Below are 18,719 nucleotides of genomic sequence, written 5' to 3' on the forward strand. Positions count from 1 at the left end.
CCGACAGACTGGGGCCTGCTACCGGGCGCTCCGGTGCCTACCCGGACGGGACTCTCACCCGCTGGCCTGGTCCAGCTTCCAGGACGCAACATGCGGCGAGTCCTACGACCCCGCTCAGGTAGACCTTTTTGCGGCCGATCATGTCGGACAAGATCGCGAACAGCGGAATGGCGATCGCCTGCAGGATGGCGCCGGCGATCACGGCGGCCAGAACAGAGTTGCGGCTCATCCCGAGCACGGTCGTCCCGTAGGACAACACATAGGTCGCGAAAATGTAGAAGCCAACGGCCAGCAGGATCAGTGTTCCGGCGCCGAGCAACACGTTCTTCGGGTGCCGGCGGAGGACCTCCAGCACCGGCGAGCTCGCCACGACCGGTGCTTGCCCTTCTGCAGCTCGCTGCATCGCCGCGGTCTCCTCGAGCCTCAGCTGAACGAACACGGCGATACCGACAAGGGTGAAGCTCAGCAGGAAGGGAATTCGCCAGCCCCAAGCGACGAACTGCTCAGGACTCGCCACCGACGTCGCCATGAGGAAGACTGCGCTGGACAGGATGAGCCCGAGAGGCACACCGAGTTGCGCAAAGCTTCCGTAGAGCCCTCGTCGGCCGCGGGCGGCGTTCTCAGTTCCGATGAGGACGGCGCCACCGAACTGACCGCCCACAGCAATGCCCTGCAGTAGACGCAGAACCACGAGGATCACTGGCGCCGCCGTGCCGATCGCGGTGTAGGACGGCAGCAGACCGATCAAGGTGGTCGCGGCTCCCATCAGGAACAGACCAGCGACCAGTGCCTTCTTCCGCCCGAAGCGATCGCCGAAATGCCCGAACAGCATGCCACCGACTGGCCGGGCGACGAAACCCACACCGAACGTGGCAAAAGCGAGCAGGGTGCCGGTCAGCGGATCCGCTGACGGGAAGAACAGTTTGTTGAAGACCAACGCCGCTGCGGTCCCGTAGATGAAGAAGTCGTACCACTCGATGGTCGAGCCTGCGATGCTCGCGATCACAATCCTCGATAACGAATTACCTTTGTGTGTCGTGCCGTTCGACGCCATTGTCGAAAAACCCTTCCGTGTATGCTGCCTGGCTGGAGGTGTCGCGCGGACGCGCGAAATCCTGACGTCGGTCACCAACTGGCGGCCTGTCCAGGACCCGTTGCCGGGTGTGTCGCTGCGTTCAGGCGTTCGCCCACAAGGCGCTGCCCGCAGATCAGTACCGGCGGCGTTTCTGGAGAGGCCACCAGATCAACGGTTGGTGCAACCAGCGTCGACGGTGAGCTCGAGGCCGGTGACGTACTGGGCCTCATCAGAGGCGAGGTACAACACCGCATTGCTGATGTCGCGGGGCTCGACGAACTCGATGGGTAGCGAGTTGACGAAGATTCCCGAGGTGGACGGGTCTCGCCCGATCAGTTCGTTCATTTCGCCAAGGCCCTCTAGCAACGCCGTGTTGACCCCGGTTGGATGGACGGTGTTGACGCGGATGCTCTTCTGAGCAAGCTCGTTGGCCATCGACTTCATGATTCCAACGACGCCGTGCTTGGCGGCGACGTACGGGGTGAGGAAGGGCTGCCCCTTGATCCCCGCAGTCGAGCTGATCAGGACAACTGATCCGGTATCGCGAGCCAGCAGGTCCGGCACCGAGGCCACGACGGTGTTCCAGACGCCGGTGAGGCCGACGTCGATCGTGTCCTGCCAGAGCTCCGGCGTGACCTCGTCCCAGGACTGCACCGAACAGATACCCGCGTTCGCGACAACGATGTCCAAGCCACCCAACTCGGCGGCCCCCGCGGCGACCGCCGCGGAGAGTCCTGTTTGGTCCCGAACGTCCGCCACGCGCGACACGATCCGCCGGCCGAGCGCCTCGACCGACTTCACCGTCTGCGCGAGGTCGGATTCGGTCGCCATGGCGTAACCGACGCTGTGGTAGTTCACGCAGGCGTCAATGGCGATGATGTCCGCGCCCTCCTCGGCGAGGCGGATGGCGTGGCTGCGGCCCTGTCCGCGGGCGGCCCCCGTGATCAAGGCGATCTTGCCGTCGACCCTTCCGGCCATGCCGGCACTCTCCTTTCTGTTGTGGAAATCTGTCAGGGTTTGCCAGCGCCGATGGGCGGCATGATGCACTTGAGCTCGGTGTAGTCCTCGATGCCCTCTTGGCCGCACTCGCGTCCGATACCTGATTGCCGGTAGCCGCCGAAGGGCCCCGCCATGTCCATGTTGTGCGAATTGACGCCAACCGTCCCGCTGAGCAGCCTGCGGGCGACCTCAACCCCGCGGTCCGGATCTGCGGTCCACACGCTGTTCTCCAGCCCGTAGGTCGAGTCGTTGGCAATCCTCACCGCATCGTCAACGTCCGTGTACGGGATGACGCAGTAGACCGGACCGAAGATCTCCTCCCGTGCGATCCGCATGCTGTTCTCGACACCGACGAAGATCGTGGGCTCGATGTACCAGCCGACCGGGTAATCCGCTGGGCGCCCGCCGCCGGTTGCCGCCTTGGCGCCTTCCGCTTTGCCGAGGTCCAAATAGGACGCCACGCGGTCACGCTGTCGACGCGAGGCCAGCGGCCCGATGAAGGTGTCCGGATCGTTCGGGTCACCGAACGGCAGTGAGCGGAGTGTAGCGACGATGGTCTCCGTCGCCTCGTCGGCGCGGCTCGCAGGCACCAGTAGACGCGATGGCGCGTTGCACGCCTGGCCATTGATGAACGCCATCGGCGGTGTGAGCGCGGGCATGACCTCGTCCAGCACGGCATCCTCGAGGAGGAGTGCAGCGCCCTTGCCACCGAGCTCGAGAGTGCAGCGCTTGACCGACTCCGCGCACACCGCCGCGACCCGCTTACCTGCCGTGGTGCTGCCCGTGAGCGAGACCTTGTCGACGCCAGGATGGGCGACAAGGTACTCGCTGACCTCGCGATCGGCGGGCACGATATTGAGCACGCCTTCGGGCAACCCCGCTTTGCGGAACGCCTCGGCGAGGAAGTCGAAGCTCAGGCATGCCTCCTCCGAGGGCTTGAGAACGGCGGTACAACCGGCCACGAGCGCTGGTGCGAGCTTCATGGCGGAAACGATCTGCGGGCCGTTCCACGGCACCACCGAGGCAACGACGCCGACCGGTTCGTGTTCGATGAGGAGCTCAAGCGAGGCGTTGACCTCATCATAGGAGGGGCGCCGTTGCTGCCACGGGTAGCTTTCCGCCAATCCGGCGAAGTACTCCCAGATCTGGAAGGCACGCGGCACCTGGACGGCGAGCGACTGGGCGATCGGCGAGCCCATTTCCGAGGTGATGACGCGGGCGATGTCCTCGGTGGCATCACGCAGGTATCCCGCTGCCGCGCGGATGATCGCCGCGCGCTCGGCCACGCTCATCCGGGGCCACGGGCCGTGGTCGAACGCGGAGCGTGCCGCTGCGACCGCGGCATCGACGTCCGCCCGCACCGCCGCGGCCACGCGACCCGACTCCTCCTCCGTGTGCGGGTTGTAGGCGGTGATCCACTGATCTCCCTGGGAGGGGATCCAGTCACCCCCGATGAAAAGCCGACCTTCAGAGTTCGACATCTTTGGCAAACCTCCAATAAGACGATCACACGGCAGAAACGGGTCCGTGCGATGAAATATTAGGACGATTCGGGCAAGTTCAGAGCACGCGATTTCCTCGCAATTGATGACCTGTTTCTCGGTCAGCGAGGCTATCTTGGACCGTTCCGACCACTCGTAATCGGAGGTGCACCACCCGGTGTTTGAGCTCGAGCGGCATCAGTCTTGGTTGAAGACTGCCGGAGAATCTTGATCTCGCGCAGATTCTCTCGACCCATCTCTACAGGCGCGACAACAATCCGCATCACAGTCTCGCGGCATTGGCGGTAGTGCGCCGTTTCTCCTTCTTGTGCGACTACTCTATACCGGTAGCGACGCCGCTTGGGCTGCGGGATTCCGCAATCCCCCTTCTGTTGGCCGACGAATCTCGTTCACCCCGCTTGAACCACACATGAAGAACATCCAACCGCAGGTGGCGGGAAACCCATCCTGCGACCCTCCGTGCAGATCAAGCGCATCTGGCGGGCAGTAGCGCTTCCGGACGCAACCGCACCCCGAGCAACAACTGCGATGAGCGGGCCATCGAGGTCGATGCCTCCGGCTGTGCCAACATGGCGTCCCGCGTCATCGTTGACCGGGAATTACTATTCCTCTCGGAATTATTCAAGCCCGATTTCAGTAGGACTTGGGGAGCTTCAGAGCACGCTCAGCAACGTAGTTCATGATTTGTTCCTCGGTGACGGGCGTGATTCGCAGCATCCGGGCCTCCCGGAAGTACCGCTCGACGTGGTATTCGGTCGCGTAGCCCATTCCGCCGTGGTTCTGCAACGCACGGTCGGCAGCGAAGCAGGCGGCGCGGGCGGCGAGGAACTTCGCCGTGTTCGCCTCAGTGCCGCAGGGTTTGCCGCTGTCGTAGAGGCGGGCGGCGACACGCACCATGTTGGCAGCCGCCTGCAGCTGCATGTACGCGTCTGCCAACGGGTGTGCGATCGCCTGGTTCTGTCCGATCGGCCGGCCGAACACCACTCGGTCGCGTGCGTAGTCGGTTCCGCGACGCAACGCCGCAATTCCCAGGCCAACCGCCTCAGCCGCGACCAAGATCCGCTCCGGATTGAGACCGTCCAGCAGGTTGTAGAAGCCGCGACCTTCCTCCCCGACCAGGTTCTCGCGGGGGATCGGCAGGTCGTCGAAGACCACCTCACAACTCGCGACAGCGTTGCGCCCCATCTTCGAGATGGGTTTGATGTCGACGAAGGATGGATCGAGGTCGGCCACGAACAGCGACAGGCCGTCGACCGGGCGGGCGGTCTCCTCGACCGCCTTGGTACGGGCCAGGACCAGAGCCGCGGACGACTGGAGACCCTTTGTCATCCAGACCTTGCGCCCGCGAAGGAGCCATCCATCTTCGGCCGGAACCGCACGAGTCGAGATGCGCGTGGTGTCAGAGCCCGCGTCCGGCTCGGTGACGCTGAACGACACGTGAATCTCACCGGAGGCGATCCGCGGAAGGTACTTCTCACGAAGCTGCGGACTGCCCCACTTGGTGACGGGGTGGAACCCGAACATCGAAAGATGCACCGTCGAGCAGCCGTTGATCCCGGCGCCGCTAGCGGAGATCTCCTGGAGCGCCAACGCGGCGTCCTCGACCGTCGCCCCACCTCCCCCGTGCTCGGGCTCGGCCATCATCCCCACGACCCCGACCTTGACCATCGCGTCGAAGAAGCTGTCGGGGAACGTGTGGTCTTGGTCGTGTCGTGACCAGTACTCGTCGTCGAAGCCAGCGCAGACGGAGCGGATGGCATCGACGAGATCTCGTTGCGTGTCGGAAAGATCGAGCTCGAACACCTTTGTTCCTCGGAGATCAGGCCGCAGTTGCAGCCGGGTGCGGTGGGAGGCTCGCCGTTGCCTTAGTTGCCGGAATCGGGCTCGAGCCCGCTCAGCAGCATGCGGGCCATGCCCTCGCCGAGTTCGGTGGCATCCATCAGGCCATTGGGCCGGAACCACACGTGCGACGAATTCATCATCCCGATCACGCAGTTCGCGATGACTCCCGCGGGCAGTGACGACCGCAGGTCACCACTGGCAAGTCCCTCTGAAACGACCTGCTTGACCAGGTCGAAATAACGCTGGTTCCACTCGCGGATCGTGACGTCCCACGGCTCGCGAGCGAGGTCGGCGCCCTCGCCGAGCTTGCTGAAGTCCTCCTGCACGAAGACATACAGATAGGGGTAGTGCCGCTCGAACGAGGCCATCAGCAACTCGACCATGCGGGCGAGCTTGCGACTCGCTGGGAGCGGCTCGCAGACGACCTTTTCAGCGGCGTGGATGTTGTCTCGGACGGCCTCGGAGACGACGTCGCGAAACAGCTCCTCTTTGCTGCCAACGTAGTAGTACAGCGACGCGCGAGACGTCCCGAGCTCCTCGGCGATGTCGTTCAGCGACGACATCCGCAGCCCCTTCGCCCGGAACACGCGGACCGCCGCCTCACGGATTTCAGTGAGTCGCTGCGCGTACGCAGGGTCGTCTGCAGCCGCCCGGGCGGCACGTCGTCGGCTGATGTCGCTCATCACCAATCCCTTCTTGCCGACTGCACGCTAGCAGCAGGAACCAAACGTAAACGAGGGTGTTGAATCTGTCCATAGCCAACCCCACGTAACCCTTCCATAGATCAAAACAAGTGGATGTTGACCTGCTATTTCAACGCCGACACTTGCGAGTAAACAGGGTCGTTAATAGTGTGTCGGATGTGCGGCCCGGTGGTAGAGCGGCCCCGGCCCGGGAAGGACGAGATGAGCGAGAGCGTCGTTACACGTCACCGAGAGGGCACGGCCCTCCACCTGACGATCGATCGCCCGCAGCAGCGCAACGCCTTGTCGAACGAGGTCTTCACGGAGCTGCGCGCCGGGCTGGCCGAGGCGAAAGCGGACCCCGCCGTGCGGGCCGTGGTCTTCGCTGGCGCCGGCGACAAAGCCTTTTGCGCGGGCGGCGACTTGCGGCAGATGAGCGAGGACGGCGACGAGCTGGCCGCTCACCGAGGCCGAGCAGGCCTCGCAAACGTGCTGCGCGGCCTCTGGGAACTCGGCAAACCGACGATCGCCCGAGTGCAGGGCTACGCGCTGGCAGGCGGATTCGGGCTGGCGGCGGCCTGCGACTTCGTTGTGGCGAGCGAGCGAGCGGTGTTCGGAGTACCTGAGGTGGGCGTCGGCTTGTGGCCCTACATGATCACGGTGCCGCTGCTGCAGTCGATGCCGCCGAAGGACGCGCTCCGGTTGATGCTGACCGGACGCCGGATCGACGCCACAGAAGCGCACCGGCTCGGAGTGGTGAGTGACGTCGTCCCGCACGACGCACTGGACAAGGCCGTCGCCGAACTGGTGGCCGATCTCGCCAAAGCCGCACCCCAGGCAGTATCGCTGGGCCGGACGACGTTCTACGCGGCGCTGAACACCGATGTCGAGGCTCGGCTGCGGATGCTCGAGGCCTCGTTGACGGTCAACCTCGGCCTGGGCGATGCACGCGAGGGCATGGCCGCTTTCGTGGAGAAGCGCAAGCCCGCGTGGCAGGAGACGACATGACCCTGACGGAACAGCGCCCGCAAGCCTGGGGCCGCTGGGGCGAAGACGACGAGCGTGGTGCTCTCAACCGCCTCGGACCGGCCGCGACGCTGCGCGGACTCGCCACCGTGCGCGAAGGACGAGCAGTCCCGCTAGCAGTCCCCCTGCGCGCGGGCAAAGGACCGATCGCCGGGCGCCGAGCACCGCTGCAGCACTTCATGATCCGAGACGGCGGCGACTACGCCGCCGGGCTAGCAGAAAAGGGCTTCGGGTTCGCCGACGACTGCGTGGTGCTTTCCACCCACGGCAACACCCACCTCGACGCACTCGCGCACGTGTGGCAGGACCATCGCATGTGGAACGGCCACTCGGCCGACCACGTCACCAGCCACGGAGCGCGCCGCTGCGCCATCGACGGGGTGGGACCGATCGTCACGCGCGGCATCGTGGTCGATCTCGCCGGCCCCGATGGCCCGGCGAACCACGACGACCACGCCATCACTCTTCCCGAGTTGACCGCGGCTGTGGAGGCGACCGGCTGCCGCCCTGAGGAGGGCGACGTCCTGCTGGTCCGCACAGGCTGGCTCGCGCGGTGGCGCAGTGGCGCAGCGACCGAGCAGCGCTGGGCCGGGCTCGACCCCGAGTGCGCACCATGGATCGACGAACAGGGGTTCGTCCTGGTCGGCGCCGACAACATCGCCGTTGAGGCGGGTCCGTCGCCCGATCCCGCAGACGCCGCGCCCCTGCACGTCGAACTCATACGCAACCGTGGCATTCACTTGATGGAGCTCGTGGACCTCGATGCCCTCGTCGCCACCGGGCGTTCCGAGTTCTTGCTGATGATCGCGCCGCTGCCGCTCGTGGGCGGAGTCGGCAGTCCCGTCAACCCGGTGGCCGTGCTGTGAACGCGCGCAACGTCACGGTCTGCGAGGCCTGGCTCCGCGACGGGATTCAGGGCTGGCCCACCGTGCTGCAGACCCGCGACAAGATCCGCATGCTGAAAGCGATCGTCACCGCCGGCGTACCCGAGATCGACGTGACCTCGTTCGTCCCCTCGCACGTCGTGCCGCAGTTCTCCGACGCGGAGCAAGTACTCGCCGCGGTGCCCGACGAGGTCACCGTTCGGGTTCTCACCGTCAACGTGAAGGGGGCTCAGCGAGTCGCCAGCGCCCACCGGCTGGGCCGGCCGATCGACCGCTGCGGGTTCCCCATCTCAGCCAGCGAGCCGCATAACCTCGCCAACCTCCGGCGTGACCACGCTTCGCACAAGCAAGCAGTCAGCGAGATGGTCGAGGTCCTCGCCGAGGCCGGAATCGCACCGTTGCTGGGCATCGCTACGGCCTACGGCTGCCCCATCCAGGGACACGTCGAGCGCGACGACGTCCTCGCACTGGTCGAATGGGGCCATTCGCTCGGAATCCGCTCGATCATGTTCGGCGACACCACCGGCATGGCCGACCCGCGCGCGGTCCACGAACTGTTCACCGCAGCCGTCCGCGCCTATCCCGATGTCGAGTACGTGGCGCACCTCCACGACAACCGGGGTTGCGGAATCGCCAACACCCTCGCCGCCATCGACGCCGGTGCGGCCACCGTCGACGCGAGCCTCGGCGGCATCGGCGGTGAGCCCGCCGCCGTCGAGCAGGGCTTCGTGGGCGAAAGCGGCAATGTGACCACCGAGGACCTCGTTGCCGTGCTTAGCCGAATGCGAGTGGGCACCGGAATCAACCTGGCGGAACTGCTGCGCGCCGGCGCGCTGGCCGAGGAACTCCTCGGCAGGCCGCTGCTGAGCCGCGTGCAACGCGCAGGGCCCGTGCCGACCGACGTCCTCTGACCACCCGACATCGAGGAGCCAACGTGGGCCGTATCGATCTCCACGTCGCCGAGCACATCGCGACGATCACCCTGAACAACCCCGCCAAGCGCAACGCCGTTGACGCCGAAATGCGCGATGGACTGCGGGCGGCCTACGAGCGGATCAAGTCCGACGACGACATTCGGGTCGCGATCATCCGCGGGGCCGGCGACAGGGCGTTTTCCTCCGGCGGCTACATCGACGGCTACCACGAGGTCAACGCATTCGGCCCGGAGGGCGGCGGCCCACCGCCTATCCCCCGGCCCTGGCCGATCTGGAAGCCGTTCATCGCCGCGATCAACGGCTACGCCGTCGGCGGCGGGTTCGCCCTCGCCCTCGCCTGCGACCTGCGGGTGGTCGGGCGCGGCGCCACCCTCGGTCCCTCCGGACTGCGCCGCGGCGCAGTCCAGGGCGCTCAGCAGAGCCAGCGGCTGTGCCGGCTCATCGGCGCCAGCAAGGCACTCGAACTGCTTCTGCTCTCCCGCTACGTCGACGGGCAGGAGGCTGCCGGTTTCGGACTCGCCCAGGCGGTCGTGGACGACTGTCAGGTCATGGACACGGCGATGGAATGGGCCCGCATCATCGCCGGCTACAGCCCCTGGGCGGTGGCCCGCACCAAGCAACTCGTGTACGAGGGCCAGCATCTGCCGCTCGCCGAGGCCTTCGCCTGGGAGGAGCAGGTCGCCGCCGAGGGCTACCGCCGGGCCGAGGCGCTGGAGGGGTTCACCGCGTTCAGCGAGGGCAGGGAGGCCCGGTTCTCATGAGCGGACCACTGACCGGAGTGCGCGTCGTGCACCTCGCTTCCCCCGGCCCTGGCCCCTACGCAGCGATGCTGCTCGCAGACCTCGGCGCAGACGTCGTGGTCGTCGATCGCGTCACTCCGATGACGACCTCGGTGAGCGCCGACCGCGACCCGCGCCGGCGCGGCCAGCGCAGCATCCGGCTCGATCTCAAGCGCCCCGACTCTCGCGCGGTCCTGCACGAGTTGCTGGCCTCCGCGGATGTGTTGATCGAGGGCATGCGACCAGGGGCCGCAGAGCGGCTCGAACTGGGGTCTGACCGGGTTATGGAGTTGAACCCGCGGCTGGTCTACGCGCGGATGACCGGGTGGGGCCAGACCGGGCCTTTGGCTCAGCGCGCCGGGCACGACATCAACTACATCGGGCTCACCGGTGCCCTGCACGCCATGGGCGACCCGGACCGGCCGCCGCCCGTGCCGCTCAACCTGCTGGGCGACTACGCGGGCGGCGGCACGTTCCTCGTCATCGGCGTGGTCTCCGCACTGCTCGAACGGGTACGGTCCGGCGCGGGTCAGGTCGTCGACGCGGCGATTGTCGATGGCGCGGCGTCTCTCACCGCCGCAACCCTCGGCATGCTCGCCACCGATCGCTGGCACGAGCGCGGGACCAATGTGCTCGACGGCAGCGCACCCTGGTACCGCACCTACAGCACCGCCGACGGCGGGTACGTCGCCGTCGGCGCCATCGAGCCGCAGTTCTACGCCGAGCTGCTGACCGCTCTTGATCTGAAGCCATCCGACTTCCCGCGCGACGATCCCGCGACCCGGCACCGCCTGGAGCAGATCTTGACCGAGTGCTTCGCCTCAGCGGACCGCGCCCACTGGGAGAAAGTGTTCGCCGACTCCGACGCCTGCGTGACTCCCGTCCTCACCTTCTCCGAGGCGGTCGGGCATCCGCACCAGCAGGAACGCACGGGCTACCTCGAGCTCGCAGGTGTCACCCAACCCGCGCCGGCTCCGCGCTTCTCACGCACCCCGGCCCAGGAACCAGTGGCTCCACCCGAGCTCGGCGCCCACACCGACGAGTTGCTGCGCGAGCTCGGCCGCACGGACCCCGAGATCGCCGCCCTGCACCGGCACGGAGCCGTCGCATGAGTAGCCCTGTGTCAAGCCGCTGTGGGTTGATCTTGGTTGAGCAGGCGTTGGAGCGCTCGGCGCTTGCTCGGGTAAGAGGGAACGTGGTCATGCCAGCAGTGCCAGATCACGTAGAGCCAGGCTCGGGCGAGGATGCGTGTGGCGTGGGGATGGTCTTTGCCGCGGGCGATGGCGTCTTTGTAGAGCTTGGCGGCCCAGGGGTTGGCGCGTCGGCTGTCGGCGGCGAAGTCGCAGACGGCGTCGCGGAGCTGTTTGTTGACGGCCCAGCGGAAGGTCACGGCCTTGTGCTTGCCGGACTGGCGTGCGGAAGGGGCGACTTCGGCCAGGCAGATCAGCGATTCCGGGTCGGGGAAGCGGGCTCGGCAGTCGCCGATCTCGGCGAGCAGTCGGGCGGCGCGGACAGTGCCCGAGCGGGGCAGGCTGCTGAAGATCGGGGAGTCGGCGTGCAGGGCGAGTTGTTCAGCGATCTGCTCGGACAAGACCTTGATCTGCTCGACGAGGGTTCTCAGCACGGCCAGCAAGGCGCGGGTGATGTGCGCGAGAGCGGCGCCGGTCTCGCCGGTTGCTCCACGGGGTGCGCCGACGAGGCGTCCATAAAGGACGGTGAAGTCTTTACGGCCGCAGTAGCCCACACTGGTCAGCCAGGCCCCCAGCCGTTTCGCCGACAGCCAGTCCGCGCGGTCCTGGCAGTCGAAGCGGGCCAGGAACGCCAGGCTGATCGGGCTGTCCAGCTCGGCGAAGAACCCGACCGCGGCGGGGAAAGCGTGCTGGAGGTGGGCACGCAGCTGGTTGCACACCGCGACTCGGTGGGCGACCAGGTCGCGGCGAGCGCGCACGGTGGCCCGCAGCGTCACGGTAGCCGGACTGTCCGGTTGCAGGGGTCGCAGTCTGACCCGGTCAGTGCGCAGCGTGTCGGCCAGCACGTAGGCATCGAAGCGGTCGTCCTTGTTACCGGCCGAGCCGTAGCGGCTGCGCAGGTGCTTCAGCTGGTTCGGGCTGATCACAACCACGGTCACACCGGCGGCGAGCAGGGCGTCGATCACCGGCCCGTCGCCACGCTCGATCGCCACCTCCCCGACACCGGTCTTGGTCAGCCGCCGCACCAGATCGGCCAGTCCGGCCGCGGTGTGCTCGACGGTGAACCGGGTGACCACCGCGCCCGTGGCATCGGTGACGCACACGACGTGATCGGCACTGGCCCAGTCAAGGCCGGCGGTCAGCCCGCCCGGCGGCGTGGCTGGCAGGGCATACTGCAACACAGCCTCCTCGCTGCTAGCCCAGTGGGGAGGCACCCTCGTATTCGGTGCCGAGACGCGACTGCCAGTCCGCTCACTGATCGGCGCTCGATGGCGCTCAGCCCTGTCGACGGTCGGCACGTCCCGGGGAACCGCCAGGCCCCGCAGAACTCATGCTGGACGTTGGCGCGTCAAGCAAGCAGGGCGGTGACCCAGCGGCACCTCAGGTGCATCAGTGACCTATCGAAGATCACCGACACAAGGATGGTGCACCAGTGAGCCGCGGCGAGCTGCTCCGCCAGGTTCCCGACGATGCAGTGGAGACCTCGCGAATGGGCGCGTTCCTACGCGCAGTGCACGCCAGCGACTACGCCGACCTGTGGCGCTGGTCGGTGGATGCGCCAGACACCTTCTGGCGGGCAGTGATCGACTTCTTCGAGCTCCGGATCGAGGCGCCCGGCCCGGTCCTCGCCGAGCCGTCCATGCCCGGCGCTCGCTGGCTGCCCGACGCGCGCCTCTCCTACCCCGAGCACGCATTGGCCGCGGAGAGGACCGGCACCGCCATCGTCGGCGTCTCCCAGACCCGCGACCGCATCGAGCTGTCCTATGCCGAACTACGGGACCAGGTGGCGCGTTGCCGGACGGGCCTGCGGCGGCTCGGTGTCGGCCCAGGGGACGTCGTGGCCGGGTATCTGCCGCACATCCCCGAAGCGATCATCGCGTTCCTCGCTGCGTCGTCCCTCGGCGCGACGTGGGTGAGCTGCCCACCGGAGTTCGGAACCAGGGCCGTGGTCGACCGCCTCGGCCAGGTGCGGCCGGTCGTCCTGATCACCGTGGACGGCCACCGCTACGGCGCCAAGGAGATCGACCGACGTGCCGTTATCACGGCCCTCCGAGACGCGCTGCCCTCCCTGCGAGAGACGGTCACGGTCCCCTATTTGAACCAGTCACCTGCTGAGGGCACGACCGGCTGGACTGATCTGCTGGAGGAGCCGGGCCCGCTGGAGTTCACGCGAGTCCCGTTCGAGCACCCCCTCTACGTGCTGTTCAGCTCCGGAACCACCGGGCTGCCCAAGGCCATCGTGCACGGACACGGCGGCATCCTCCTCGAACATCACAAGGCGCTCGGCCTGCACAACGACGTTCGCCCCGGGGACCGCTTCTTCTGGTTCTCCACAACCGGCTGGATGATGTGGAACTACGCCGTATCCGCGCTTCTCCACGGAGCCGCGGTGGTGTGCTTCGACGGCGACCCCAGCTGGCCCGAACCAGAAACCCTGTGGGCGTTGGCCGCTCGCGAGCGGCTGACCTACTTCGGCACGTCGGCTTCCTACCTCATGAGCTGCCGTGCCTCCGGCATGAAACCGACGGCCGGACGCGACCTCAGCGCCCTGCGCGGGATCGGGTCGACGGGGTCGCCGCTCACCGCCGAGGGCTTCCGCTGGGTGCACGAGCAGTTCGGCCCCGAGGTGCTGCTGAACCCCGCGTCCGGGGGGACGGACGTCTGCTCCGCGTTCGTCGGCGCCGCCCCGCTGCTCCCGGTCCGGGCGGGGGAAATCCCTGGGCCCATGCTGGGCTGCCGGGTCGAGGCGTTCGACGACGAGGGCAAATCCGTCGTCGACGCGTCCGGCGAGCTCGTGCTGACCGTCCCGTTGCCCTCGATGCCGGTAGGCCTCTGGGGCGACACTGACGGATCACGACTACGCGCCGCCTACTTCGACCACTTCCCAGGGGTGTGGGCTCACGGCGACTGGATCACCCTCCACTCCGACGGAGGTTGCGTCATCAGCGGGCGCTCCGACTCGACCCTCAACCGCGGAGGGGTCCGCTTGGGAACGTCGGACTTCTACACCGTTTTAGAGGACATCCCCGAAATCGCCGACAGCCTGGTCGTCCACCTCGAAGACGACCGCGGCGGAAGCGGAACACTCGTCCTGTTCGTCGTCCCCCGCCCAGGCACCGAGCTCGACGACCTCGTGCGCGCCGAGATCATCGGCCGACTCCGATCGGAGATGTCCCCCCGCCACGTCCCCGACGAGATCGTGGCGCTTACGGCGCTCCCCCGCACTCTGTCTGGAAAGAAGCTCGAGACCCCGGTAAAGCGGCTGCTCGGCGGAGCACAACCCGATGATGTCGCCGCCCGAGACAGTCTCGTCCACCCCGATGGCCTGACCGCGATCCAACACTGGCGCGACGGTCATCCCACGCTTAACCGGCAGACACAAAATCACACGAGGAGCGGCAATGACGCACAGCTACCTTGACTCCATCCCACCGCGGGAACTCACCATCGTTCGACTGCTGGAACGCCGAGCTGCCGAGGACCCCGACGGGATCTTTTTCTCCTGGTCCGACACCACCACGACATTTCGCGAGTTCGATGAGGCCGTCAATGCGATGGCCTACAAGCTGCTGGACGAAGGCATCCAAGCCGGCACCCACGTCGCCGTTCTCATGGACACCTCGCCGGACTACCTGATGTTGTGGTTCGCACTCGCCAAGGTCGGCGCGGTCGAGATCCCGATCAACACCGCGTACCTGGGTGACGTGCTGTTACACCAGTTGTCCAGCAGCACAGCGACAATGTGCGTCGCTGACGCCGCCTACGCCAAGCAGGTCGCCGAGATCGCTCCGTCGATCCCGCGGTTGGAGCGCCTCTACGTCCGCGGGTACACCTCCGCGCCCATCTCGCCTACGGCGCGCGACTTCGCCGAGCTGATGAACGGGAACCGCTCCGCCGCCCCCGATGTGGAGGTCGCGCACAGCGACACCGCGAGCATCATCTTCACCTCCGGCACCACCGGCCCGTCCAAGGGCGTGCTGCTCAGCCACCACTACCTCGCCGCGTACGCAACGATGTACGCGGACATCAACGGCCTCCGGTCCGATGACGTACTGCTCAACTTCCTGCCGTTCTTCCACGTCGGCGCGAAGTTCCTCACCATTGCGACGCTGGTCTGCGGCGGCCGGATGCGGCTGCTGCCCCGGTTGAGCATCAGCACGTTCCTCGACGAGGTCGCCGAGCACGGCGTCACCAACTTCGTCGCGGTCGGCGGCGTCTGCAACATGCTGCTGTCCAAGCCACCGCGTCCGGACGACGCCCGAAGCACCATCCGGACGATCTACGCCGTGCCCGATCCCGCTGACATCCACGAAGAGATGGAGCGGCGCTTTGGCTGCCGGCTGACCACGGTCTACGGCTCTACCGAGGTCGGACTCCCGATCTTTCGCGGAGTCGACGACGACTACCGGCCTGGTTCGTGCGGCAGGCAGAACCCCTACTACGAGGTCCGCGTCGTCGACGAGGACGACAACGAGGTTCCCGTCGGCGAGACCGGTGAGCTCGTGATCCGACCGCGCCGCCCCTTCCTGATCGGGTCCGGCTACGTCGGCATGCCGGAACGCACGGTTGTGGCGTGGCGCAACCTCTGGCTGCACTCCGGGGACCGCGGCCGACTTGACGCGGACGGCTGGTTCTACTTCGAGGACCGGGCGACCGACTCATTGCGCCGCCGCGGCGAAAACATCTCGTCCTTCGAGGTCGAAACACTGGTGACCGCACAACCTGCGGTCGCCGAGGCGATCGCCGTCGCGGCCAAAGCCGAAGTCGGGGAGGACGACGTGTGGGTACTCGTCACCTTGCGCGAGGGCATGTCGGTCACTTTCGAGGAGCTCCTGCGGTACTGCGCGGAGACGATGCCGTACTTCATGGTCCCCCGCTACCTGGACATCGTGGAGGACTTCCCTCGGACTCCCACCGCGAAGGTGGAGAAGTACAAGCTGCGCGCCGCTGGACCCGGCCCGACGACGTGGGACCGCGAGGCACATGGTTGGCGGGTCACCCGCGACGGCCTCTCCCGCACATTCGACGGGGACCTGCTGGGGAGTCGGTGATGACCGAGACGCGGCGCAGCACCCGACGGGACAGGTCCCTGGAAGTCGAGCCCCTCGCGGACGGTGGTTTCGCGTTCGAGGCGCGGCTGACCGACTCCTCGTTCGGCGGCCACCACGACCCTCCATGCCAGACCGCAACGATCCACGACTTCCGGGTGACCGGTGTCGTGGAAGGGGAGGAGCTGCGGCTTAACAGCCTCAACGTCGAAGCCCTCACCCACCCCTACCCCCAGTGTCCGTTCATCATCCCGGCCTGCGACGAACTCGTCGGCGCATCGCTCACCTCCGGCTGGCGCGCAGCCGTCCTCGATAGGCTGCGCGGTCCGGCGGGCTGCACGCACGTGGTGTCGCTGCTGCTCAGCCTGACGGAACTGACCACTCTGACGTTCTTCCTGCGGATCAACGAGACCGTCCCGTACGGCGCCGCGCAGCGGGCGGACGGCCGCTGGAACGCGGCAGGTCTCGACGTCGTACCCACCCTGGGCGGTGCCTGTCACGTGCTCATGCCGGACGGCCCGGCCCTCACCCGGGCCAGAGAGCGCCGCGACACAGGAAGGTGACCCAAGCCCGACGCCGACCCGCGCCGCGTCCAGGTCTTTACTCGCCCATTTCACTCCATAAAGGACGATCAATGTCAGATTCCGACCAGCTCGCCTCCGTCGTCTCCGAATGGCTCGACACGCTCAACTCCGCCTGGGAGAGCCAAGAACCTGCCGAGATCGCCGGTCTGATCGAGCCCGACGGTTACTGGAAGGACATCGTCGCCTTCACCTGGGCCTACCGGACGTTCGCGGGCACGGAAGAGATCGAGCGCGCCCTCAAGCTCACCCTCGATGACGTTCGACCTCGCAACGCGCGCATCGCAGCGGACCGCACCGCACCCCGCTTGGTGAAGCGGTCCGCGCGCCGCGTGATCGAGGCCTACTTCGACTTCGACACGTCGGTCGGTCGCGGCACCGGGTTCGTCCGCCTCCCCTACGACCCGGACAACCCGACGACCTCTCAAGCCTGGATCCTCCTCACCACCCTGCAGGAACTCGCGACCGCCCCTCCGCAGGTCGGCGAGCACCGCCCTACCGGTATCGAGTTCTCCGAGAGCTTCAGCGGCGACAACTGGCTCGACCAACGCATCAAACGCCAGGCCTTCGACGACCGCGATCCGGAGGTCCTGATCGTCGGCGGTGGCCAGTCCGGGCTGATCCTCGCCGCCCGACTTGAACTCATGGGCGTGGACGTGCTGATCGTCGAACGCAACGAACGGATCGGGGACAACTGGCGCCAGCGCTACCACTCGCTGACCCTGCACAACGAGGTCTGGGCGAACTCGATGCCCTACATGCCCTTCCCACCGAACTGGCCGACCTTCGTGCCGAAAGACAAGCTGGCGGGCTGGCTCGAGTCCTACGCCGAGTTCATGGAACTCAACGTCTGGACCGGGACTTCGTTCACCGACGGCGTCTACGACGAGGAATCCCGTACCTGGACGGCCACCCTGACCCGCAGCGACGGCAGCACCCGCACAGTGGGTTGTCCGCACCTCGTGCTCGCGACGGGCGGTAGCAGTGGCGTGCCGAACATTCCCGCGCTGCCCGGGATGGAGGACTTCGACGGAGAGATCCTCCACTCCAGCACATTCGGCAGCGGCGTGTCCTACGCGGGCAAGAAGGCCGTCGTCTTCGGCACCGGCAACAGCGGTCATGACGTCGCCCAAGACCTCCACGCCAACGGTGCCGCTGAAGTCACCATGATCCAACGCAGCCCGACGTGCGTGGTCAGCCTCGTCCCCAGCGGCACCATGGTTTACGCCCTGTACTCCGAGGGCCCGAGTGTCGACGACATCGACCTCATCACGGCCGCTATCCCTTACCCCGTCCTGCGCGACACTTACCAGTGGCTCACCAAGCGGACGTGCCAACTCGACCAGGAGCTACTCGACAAGCTCCACGCAGTCGGGTTCGAAACCGACTTCGAGCCCGACGGAACCGGCTTCCACATGAAATACCTCCGCAAGGGCGGCGGCTACTACATCAATGTGGGCTGCTCCGACCTCATCGCCAACGGCGAAATCGCGCTCCGGCACGCCCGGGACCTCGACCGCCTCGAAAGCGACGGGCTCCGCTTCACCGACGGCAGCGCAGTAGAAGCCGACCTCATCGTCCTCGCCACCGGCTACGAGAATCTACAGGAAGGCGTACGGCGACTCCTCGGCGACGAGATCGCCGAAAGGGTCGGTCCGATCTGGGGATTCGACGATCACGGGGCAATGCGCAACATGTGGATGCGCACTCCGCAGCCCGGATTCTGGGTCATGGGTGGCTCGCTGATCGACGCGCGCCTCTACTCGACCTTCCTGGCCGTGCAGATCAAGGCTGATCTCGACGGCGTAGCCCCGAAACACCCGTCGGTCTGATAACGGAGGAACCGCGCCGGGTCGAGTCTCGCGGCTGGAACCGGCGCGGTCGGGTCATGCTGCCACGCACCTCCCACCCCGGCCCCCTCGTCCCGGACACCAGCGGTTGCCGCGAAGGGTTCTGTCCCTCATTGCGTGATCAAGCGGTTTGATTGTGGGCTGGTCGTCTGTGATCACGAGCGGCGTGCGGTGATCATGGTCTTGACGTGTTGTTTCCGCATCTGGCCACGGTGGTGATCGAGCGGGTCGAGCAAGCCGCGGATGGCTCGGTGCTGATGTGGGCGAACTCCAAGGCCCCGGAGGCCGGATGCCCAGCATGCGGCCATGCCGCCAACAGGGTGCA

General features: G+C 66.8%; 15 protein-coding genes. 9 read left to right on the forward strand and 6 right to left on the reverse strand.

Annotated features, from left to right (window positions below):
* Positions 1 to 37: 37 nt before the first annotated feature.
* The 5 genes from ACWDKQ_RS30255 to ACWDKQ_RS30275 all read right to left on the reverse strand — a co-directional run bounded on the left by ACWDKQ_RS30255 (position 38) and on the right by ACWDKQ_RS30275 (position 6,101).
* Positions 38 to 1,129 (reverse strand): MFS transporter, encoded by a 1,092-nt coding sequence (locus ACWDKQ_RS30255; protein WP_450142179.1) that lies wholly within the window; start codon positions 1,127 to 1,129, stop codon positions 38 to 40.
* A 114-nt stretch (positions 1,130 to 1,243) separates the two neighbouring features.
* Complete coding sequence (locus ACWDKQ_RS30260) at positions 1,244 to 2,053, reverse strand: mycofactocin-coupled SDR family oxidoreductase (protein WP_450142180.1); 810 nt, start codon at positions 2,051 to 2,053, stop codon at positions 1,244 to 1,246.
* Between the two features lie 32 nt (positions 2,054 to 2,085).
* Positions 2,086 to 3,555, reverse strand: coding sequence for an aldehyde dehydrogenase (locus tag ACWDKQ_RS30265; RefSeq protein WP_450142181.1), 1,470 nt, complete (start codon positions 3,553 to 3,555; stop codon positions 2,086 to 2,088).
* 654 nt (positions 3,556 to 4,209) lie between these two features.
* Complete coding sequence (locus ACWDKQ_RS30270) at positions 4,210 to 5,379, reverse strand: acyl-CoA dehydrogenase family protein (protein ID WP_450142182.1); 1,170 nt, start codon at positions 5,377 to 5,379, stop codon at positions 4,210 to 4,212.
* Positions 5,380 to 5,441: 62 nt separating this feature from the next.
* Complete coding sequence (locus ACWDKQ_RS30275) at positions 5,442 to 6,101, reverse strand: TetR/AcrR family transcriptional regulator (protein ID WP_450142183.1); 660 nt, start codon at positions 6,099 to 6,101, stop codon at positions 5,442 to 5,444.
* Between the two features lie 222 nt (positions 6,102 to 6,323).
* Here ACWDKQ_RS30275 and ACWDKQ_RS30280 point away from each other — a divergent pair, with 222 nt between their 5' ends.
* Genes ACWDKQ_RS30280 through ACWDKQ_RS30300 form a run of 5 tightly spaced genes read left to right on the forward strand, consistent with a single transcriptional unit; the run spans position 6,324 to position 10,837 of the window.
* Complete coding sequence (locus tag ACWDKQ_RS30280) at positions 6,324 to 7,109, forward strand: enoyl-CoA hydratase/isomerase family protein (protein ID WP_450142184.1); 786 nt, start codon at positions 6,324 to 6,326, stop codon at positions 7,107 to 7,109.
* On the forward strand, positions 7,106 to 7,993 hold the full coding sequence (locus tag ACWDKQ_RS30285) for a cyclase family protein (protein WP_450142185.1): 888 nt from the start codon (positions 7,106 to 7,108) through the stop codon (positions 7,991 to 7,993). The genes ACWDKQ_RS30280 and ACWDKQ_RS30285 overlap by 4 nt, the downstream gene beginning before the upstream one ends.
* Positions 7,990 to 8,922, forward strand: a complete 933-nt coding sequence (locus tag ACWDKQ_RS30290; protein WP_450142186.1) for a hydroxymethylglutaryl-CoA lyase — start codon at positions 7,990 to 7,992, stop codon at positions 8,920 to 8,922. The genes ACWDKQ_RS30285 and ACWDKQ_RS30290 overlap by 4 nt, the downstream gene beginning before the upstream one ends.
* A 23-nt stretch (positions 8,923 to 8,945) precedes the next feature.
* Positions 8,946 to 9,707 (forward strand): enoyl-CoA hydratase/isomerase family protein, encoded by a 762-nt coding sequence (locus tag ACWDKQ_RS30295; protein WP_450142187.1) that lies wholly within the window; start codon positions 8,946 to 8,948, stop codon positions 9,705 to 9,707.
* Positions 9,704 to 10,837 (forward strand): CaiB/BaiF CoA transferase family protein, encoded by a 1,134-nt coding sequence (locus ACWDKQ_RS30300; RefSeq protein ID WP_450142188.1) that lies wholly within the window; start codon positions 9,704 to 9,706, stop codon positions 10,835 to 10,837. The genes ACWDKQ_RS30295 and ACWDKQ_RS30300 overlap by 4 nt, the downstream gene beginning before the upstream one ends.
* Before the next feature lie 11 nt (positions 10,838 to 10,848).
* On the opposite strand, the gene ACWDKQ_RS30305 is transcribed toward ACWDKQ_RS30300, so the two are convergent.
* A complete protein-coding gene (locus ACWDKQ_RS30305) occupies positions 10,849 to 12,093 on the reverse strand; it encodes an IS110 family transposase (protein WP_450142189.1) in 1,245 nt (414 codons plus the stop codon).
* Positions 12,094 to 12,347: 254 nt separating this feature from the next.
* Between ACWDKQ_RS30305 and ACWDKQ_RS30310 the strand changes: the two genes are divergently transcribed.
* From ACWDKQ_RS30310 to ACWDKQ_RS30325, 4 genes are all read left to right on the forward strand, one after another.
* Positions 12,348 to 14,336 (forward strand): acetoacetate--CoA ligase, encoded by a 1,989-nt coding sequence (locus ACWDKQ_RS30310; protein ID WP_450142190.1) that lies wholly within the window; start codon positions 12,348 to 12,350, stop codon positions 14,334 to 14,336.
* A complete protein-coding gene (locus ACWDKQ_RS30315) occupies positions 14,317 to 15,966 on the forward strand; it encodes an AMP-binding protein (protein ID WP_450142191.1) in 1,650 nt (549 codons plus the stop codon). The genes ACWDKQ_RS30310 and ACWDKQ_RS30315 overlap by 20 nt, the downstream gene beginning before the upstream one ends.
* Complete coding sequence (locus ACWDKQ_RS30320; RefSeq protein WP_450142192.1) at positions 15,966 to 16,526, forward strand: DUF2889 domain-containing protein; 561 nt, start codon at positions 15,966 to 15,968, stop codon at positions 16,524 to 16,526. Before ACWDKQ_RS30315 ends, ACWDKQ_RS30320 begins: the two co-directional genes overlap by 1 nt.
* Positions 16,527 to 16,597: 71 nt before the next feature.
* The gene (locus ACWDKQ_RS30325; RefSeq protein ID WP_450142193.1) at positions 16,598 to 18,376 is read left to right on the forward strand and encodes an FAD-dependent oxidoreductase; all 1,779 of its coding nucleotides are present in this window, start codon (positions 16,598 to 16,600) and stop codon (positions 18,374 to 18,376) included.
* The last annotated feature ends 343 nt before the right edge of the window (positions 18,377 to 18,719 follow it).

Source organism: Saccharopolyspora sp. NPDC000995, assembly GCF_053599315.1.

Bases quoted from the DNA above. Each gene is read 5' to 3' on its own strand.
- ACWDKQ_RS30260 (WP_450142180.1), bottom strand. From the start codon at position 2,053: ATGGCCGGAAGGGTCGACGGCAAGATCGCCTTGATCACGGGGGCCGCC.
- ACWDKQ_RS30265 (WP_450142181.1), bottom strand. From the start codon at position 3,555: ATGTCGAACTCTGAAGGTCGGCTTTTCATCGGGGGTGACTGGATCCCC.
- ACWDKQ_RS30275 (WP_450142183.1), bottom strand. From the start codon at position 6,101: ATGAGCGACATCAGCCGACGACGTGCCGCCCGGGCGGCTGCAGACGAC.
- ACWDKQ_RS30280 (WP_450142184.1), top strand. From the start codon at position 6,324: ATGAGCGAGAGCGTCGTTACACGTCACCGAGAGGGCACGGCCCTCCAC.
- ACWDKQ_RS30285 (WP_450142185.1), top strand. From the start codon at position 7,106: ATGACCCTGACGGAACAGCGCCCGCAAGCCTGGGGCCGCTGGGGCGAA.
- ACWDKQ_RS30300 (WP_450142188.1), top strand. From the start codon at position 9,704: ATGAGCGGACCACTGACCGGAGTGCGCGTCGTGCACCTCGCTTCCCCC.
- ACWDKQ_RS30315 (WP_450142191.1), top strand. From the start codon at position 14,317: ATGACGCACAGCTACCTTGACTCCATCCCACCGCGGGAACTCACCATC.
- ACWDKQ_RS30320 (WP_450142192.1), top strand. From the start codon at position 15,966: ATGACCGAGACGCGGCGCAGCACCCGACGGGACAGGTCCCTGGAAGTC.
- ACWDKQ_RS30325 (WP_450142193.1), top strand. From the start codon at position 16,598: ATGTCAGATTCCGACCAGCTCGCCTCCGTCGTCTCCGAATGGCTCGAC.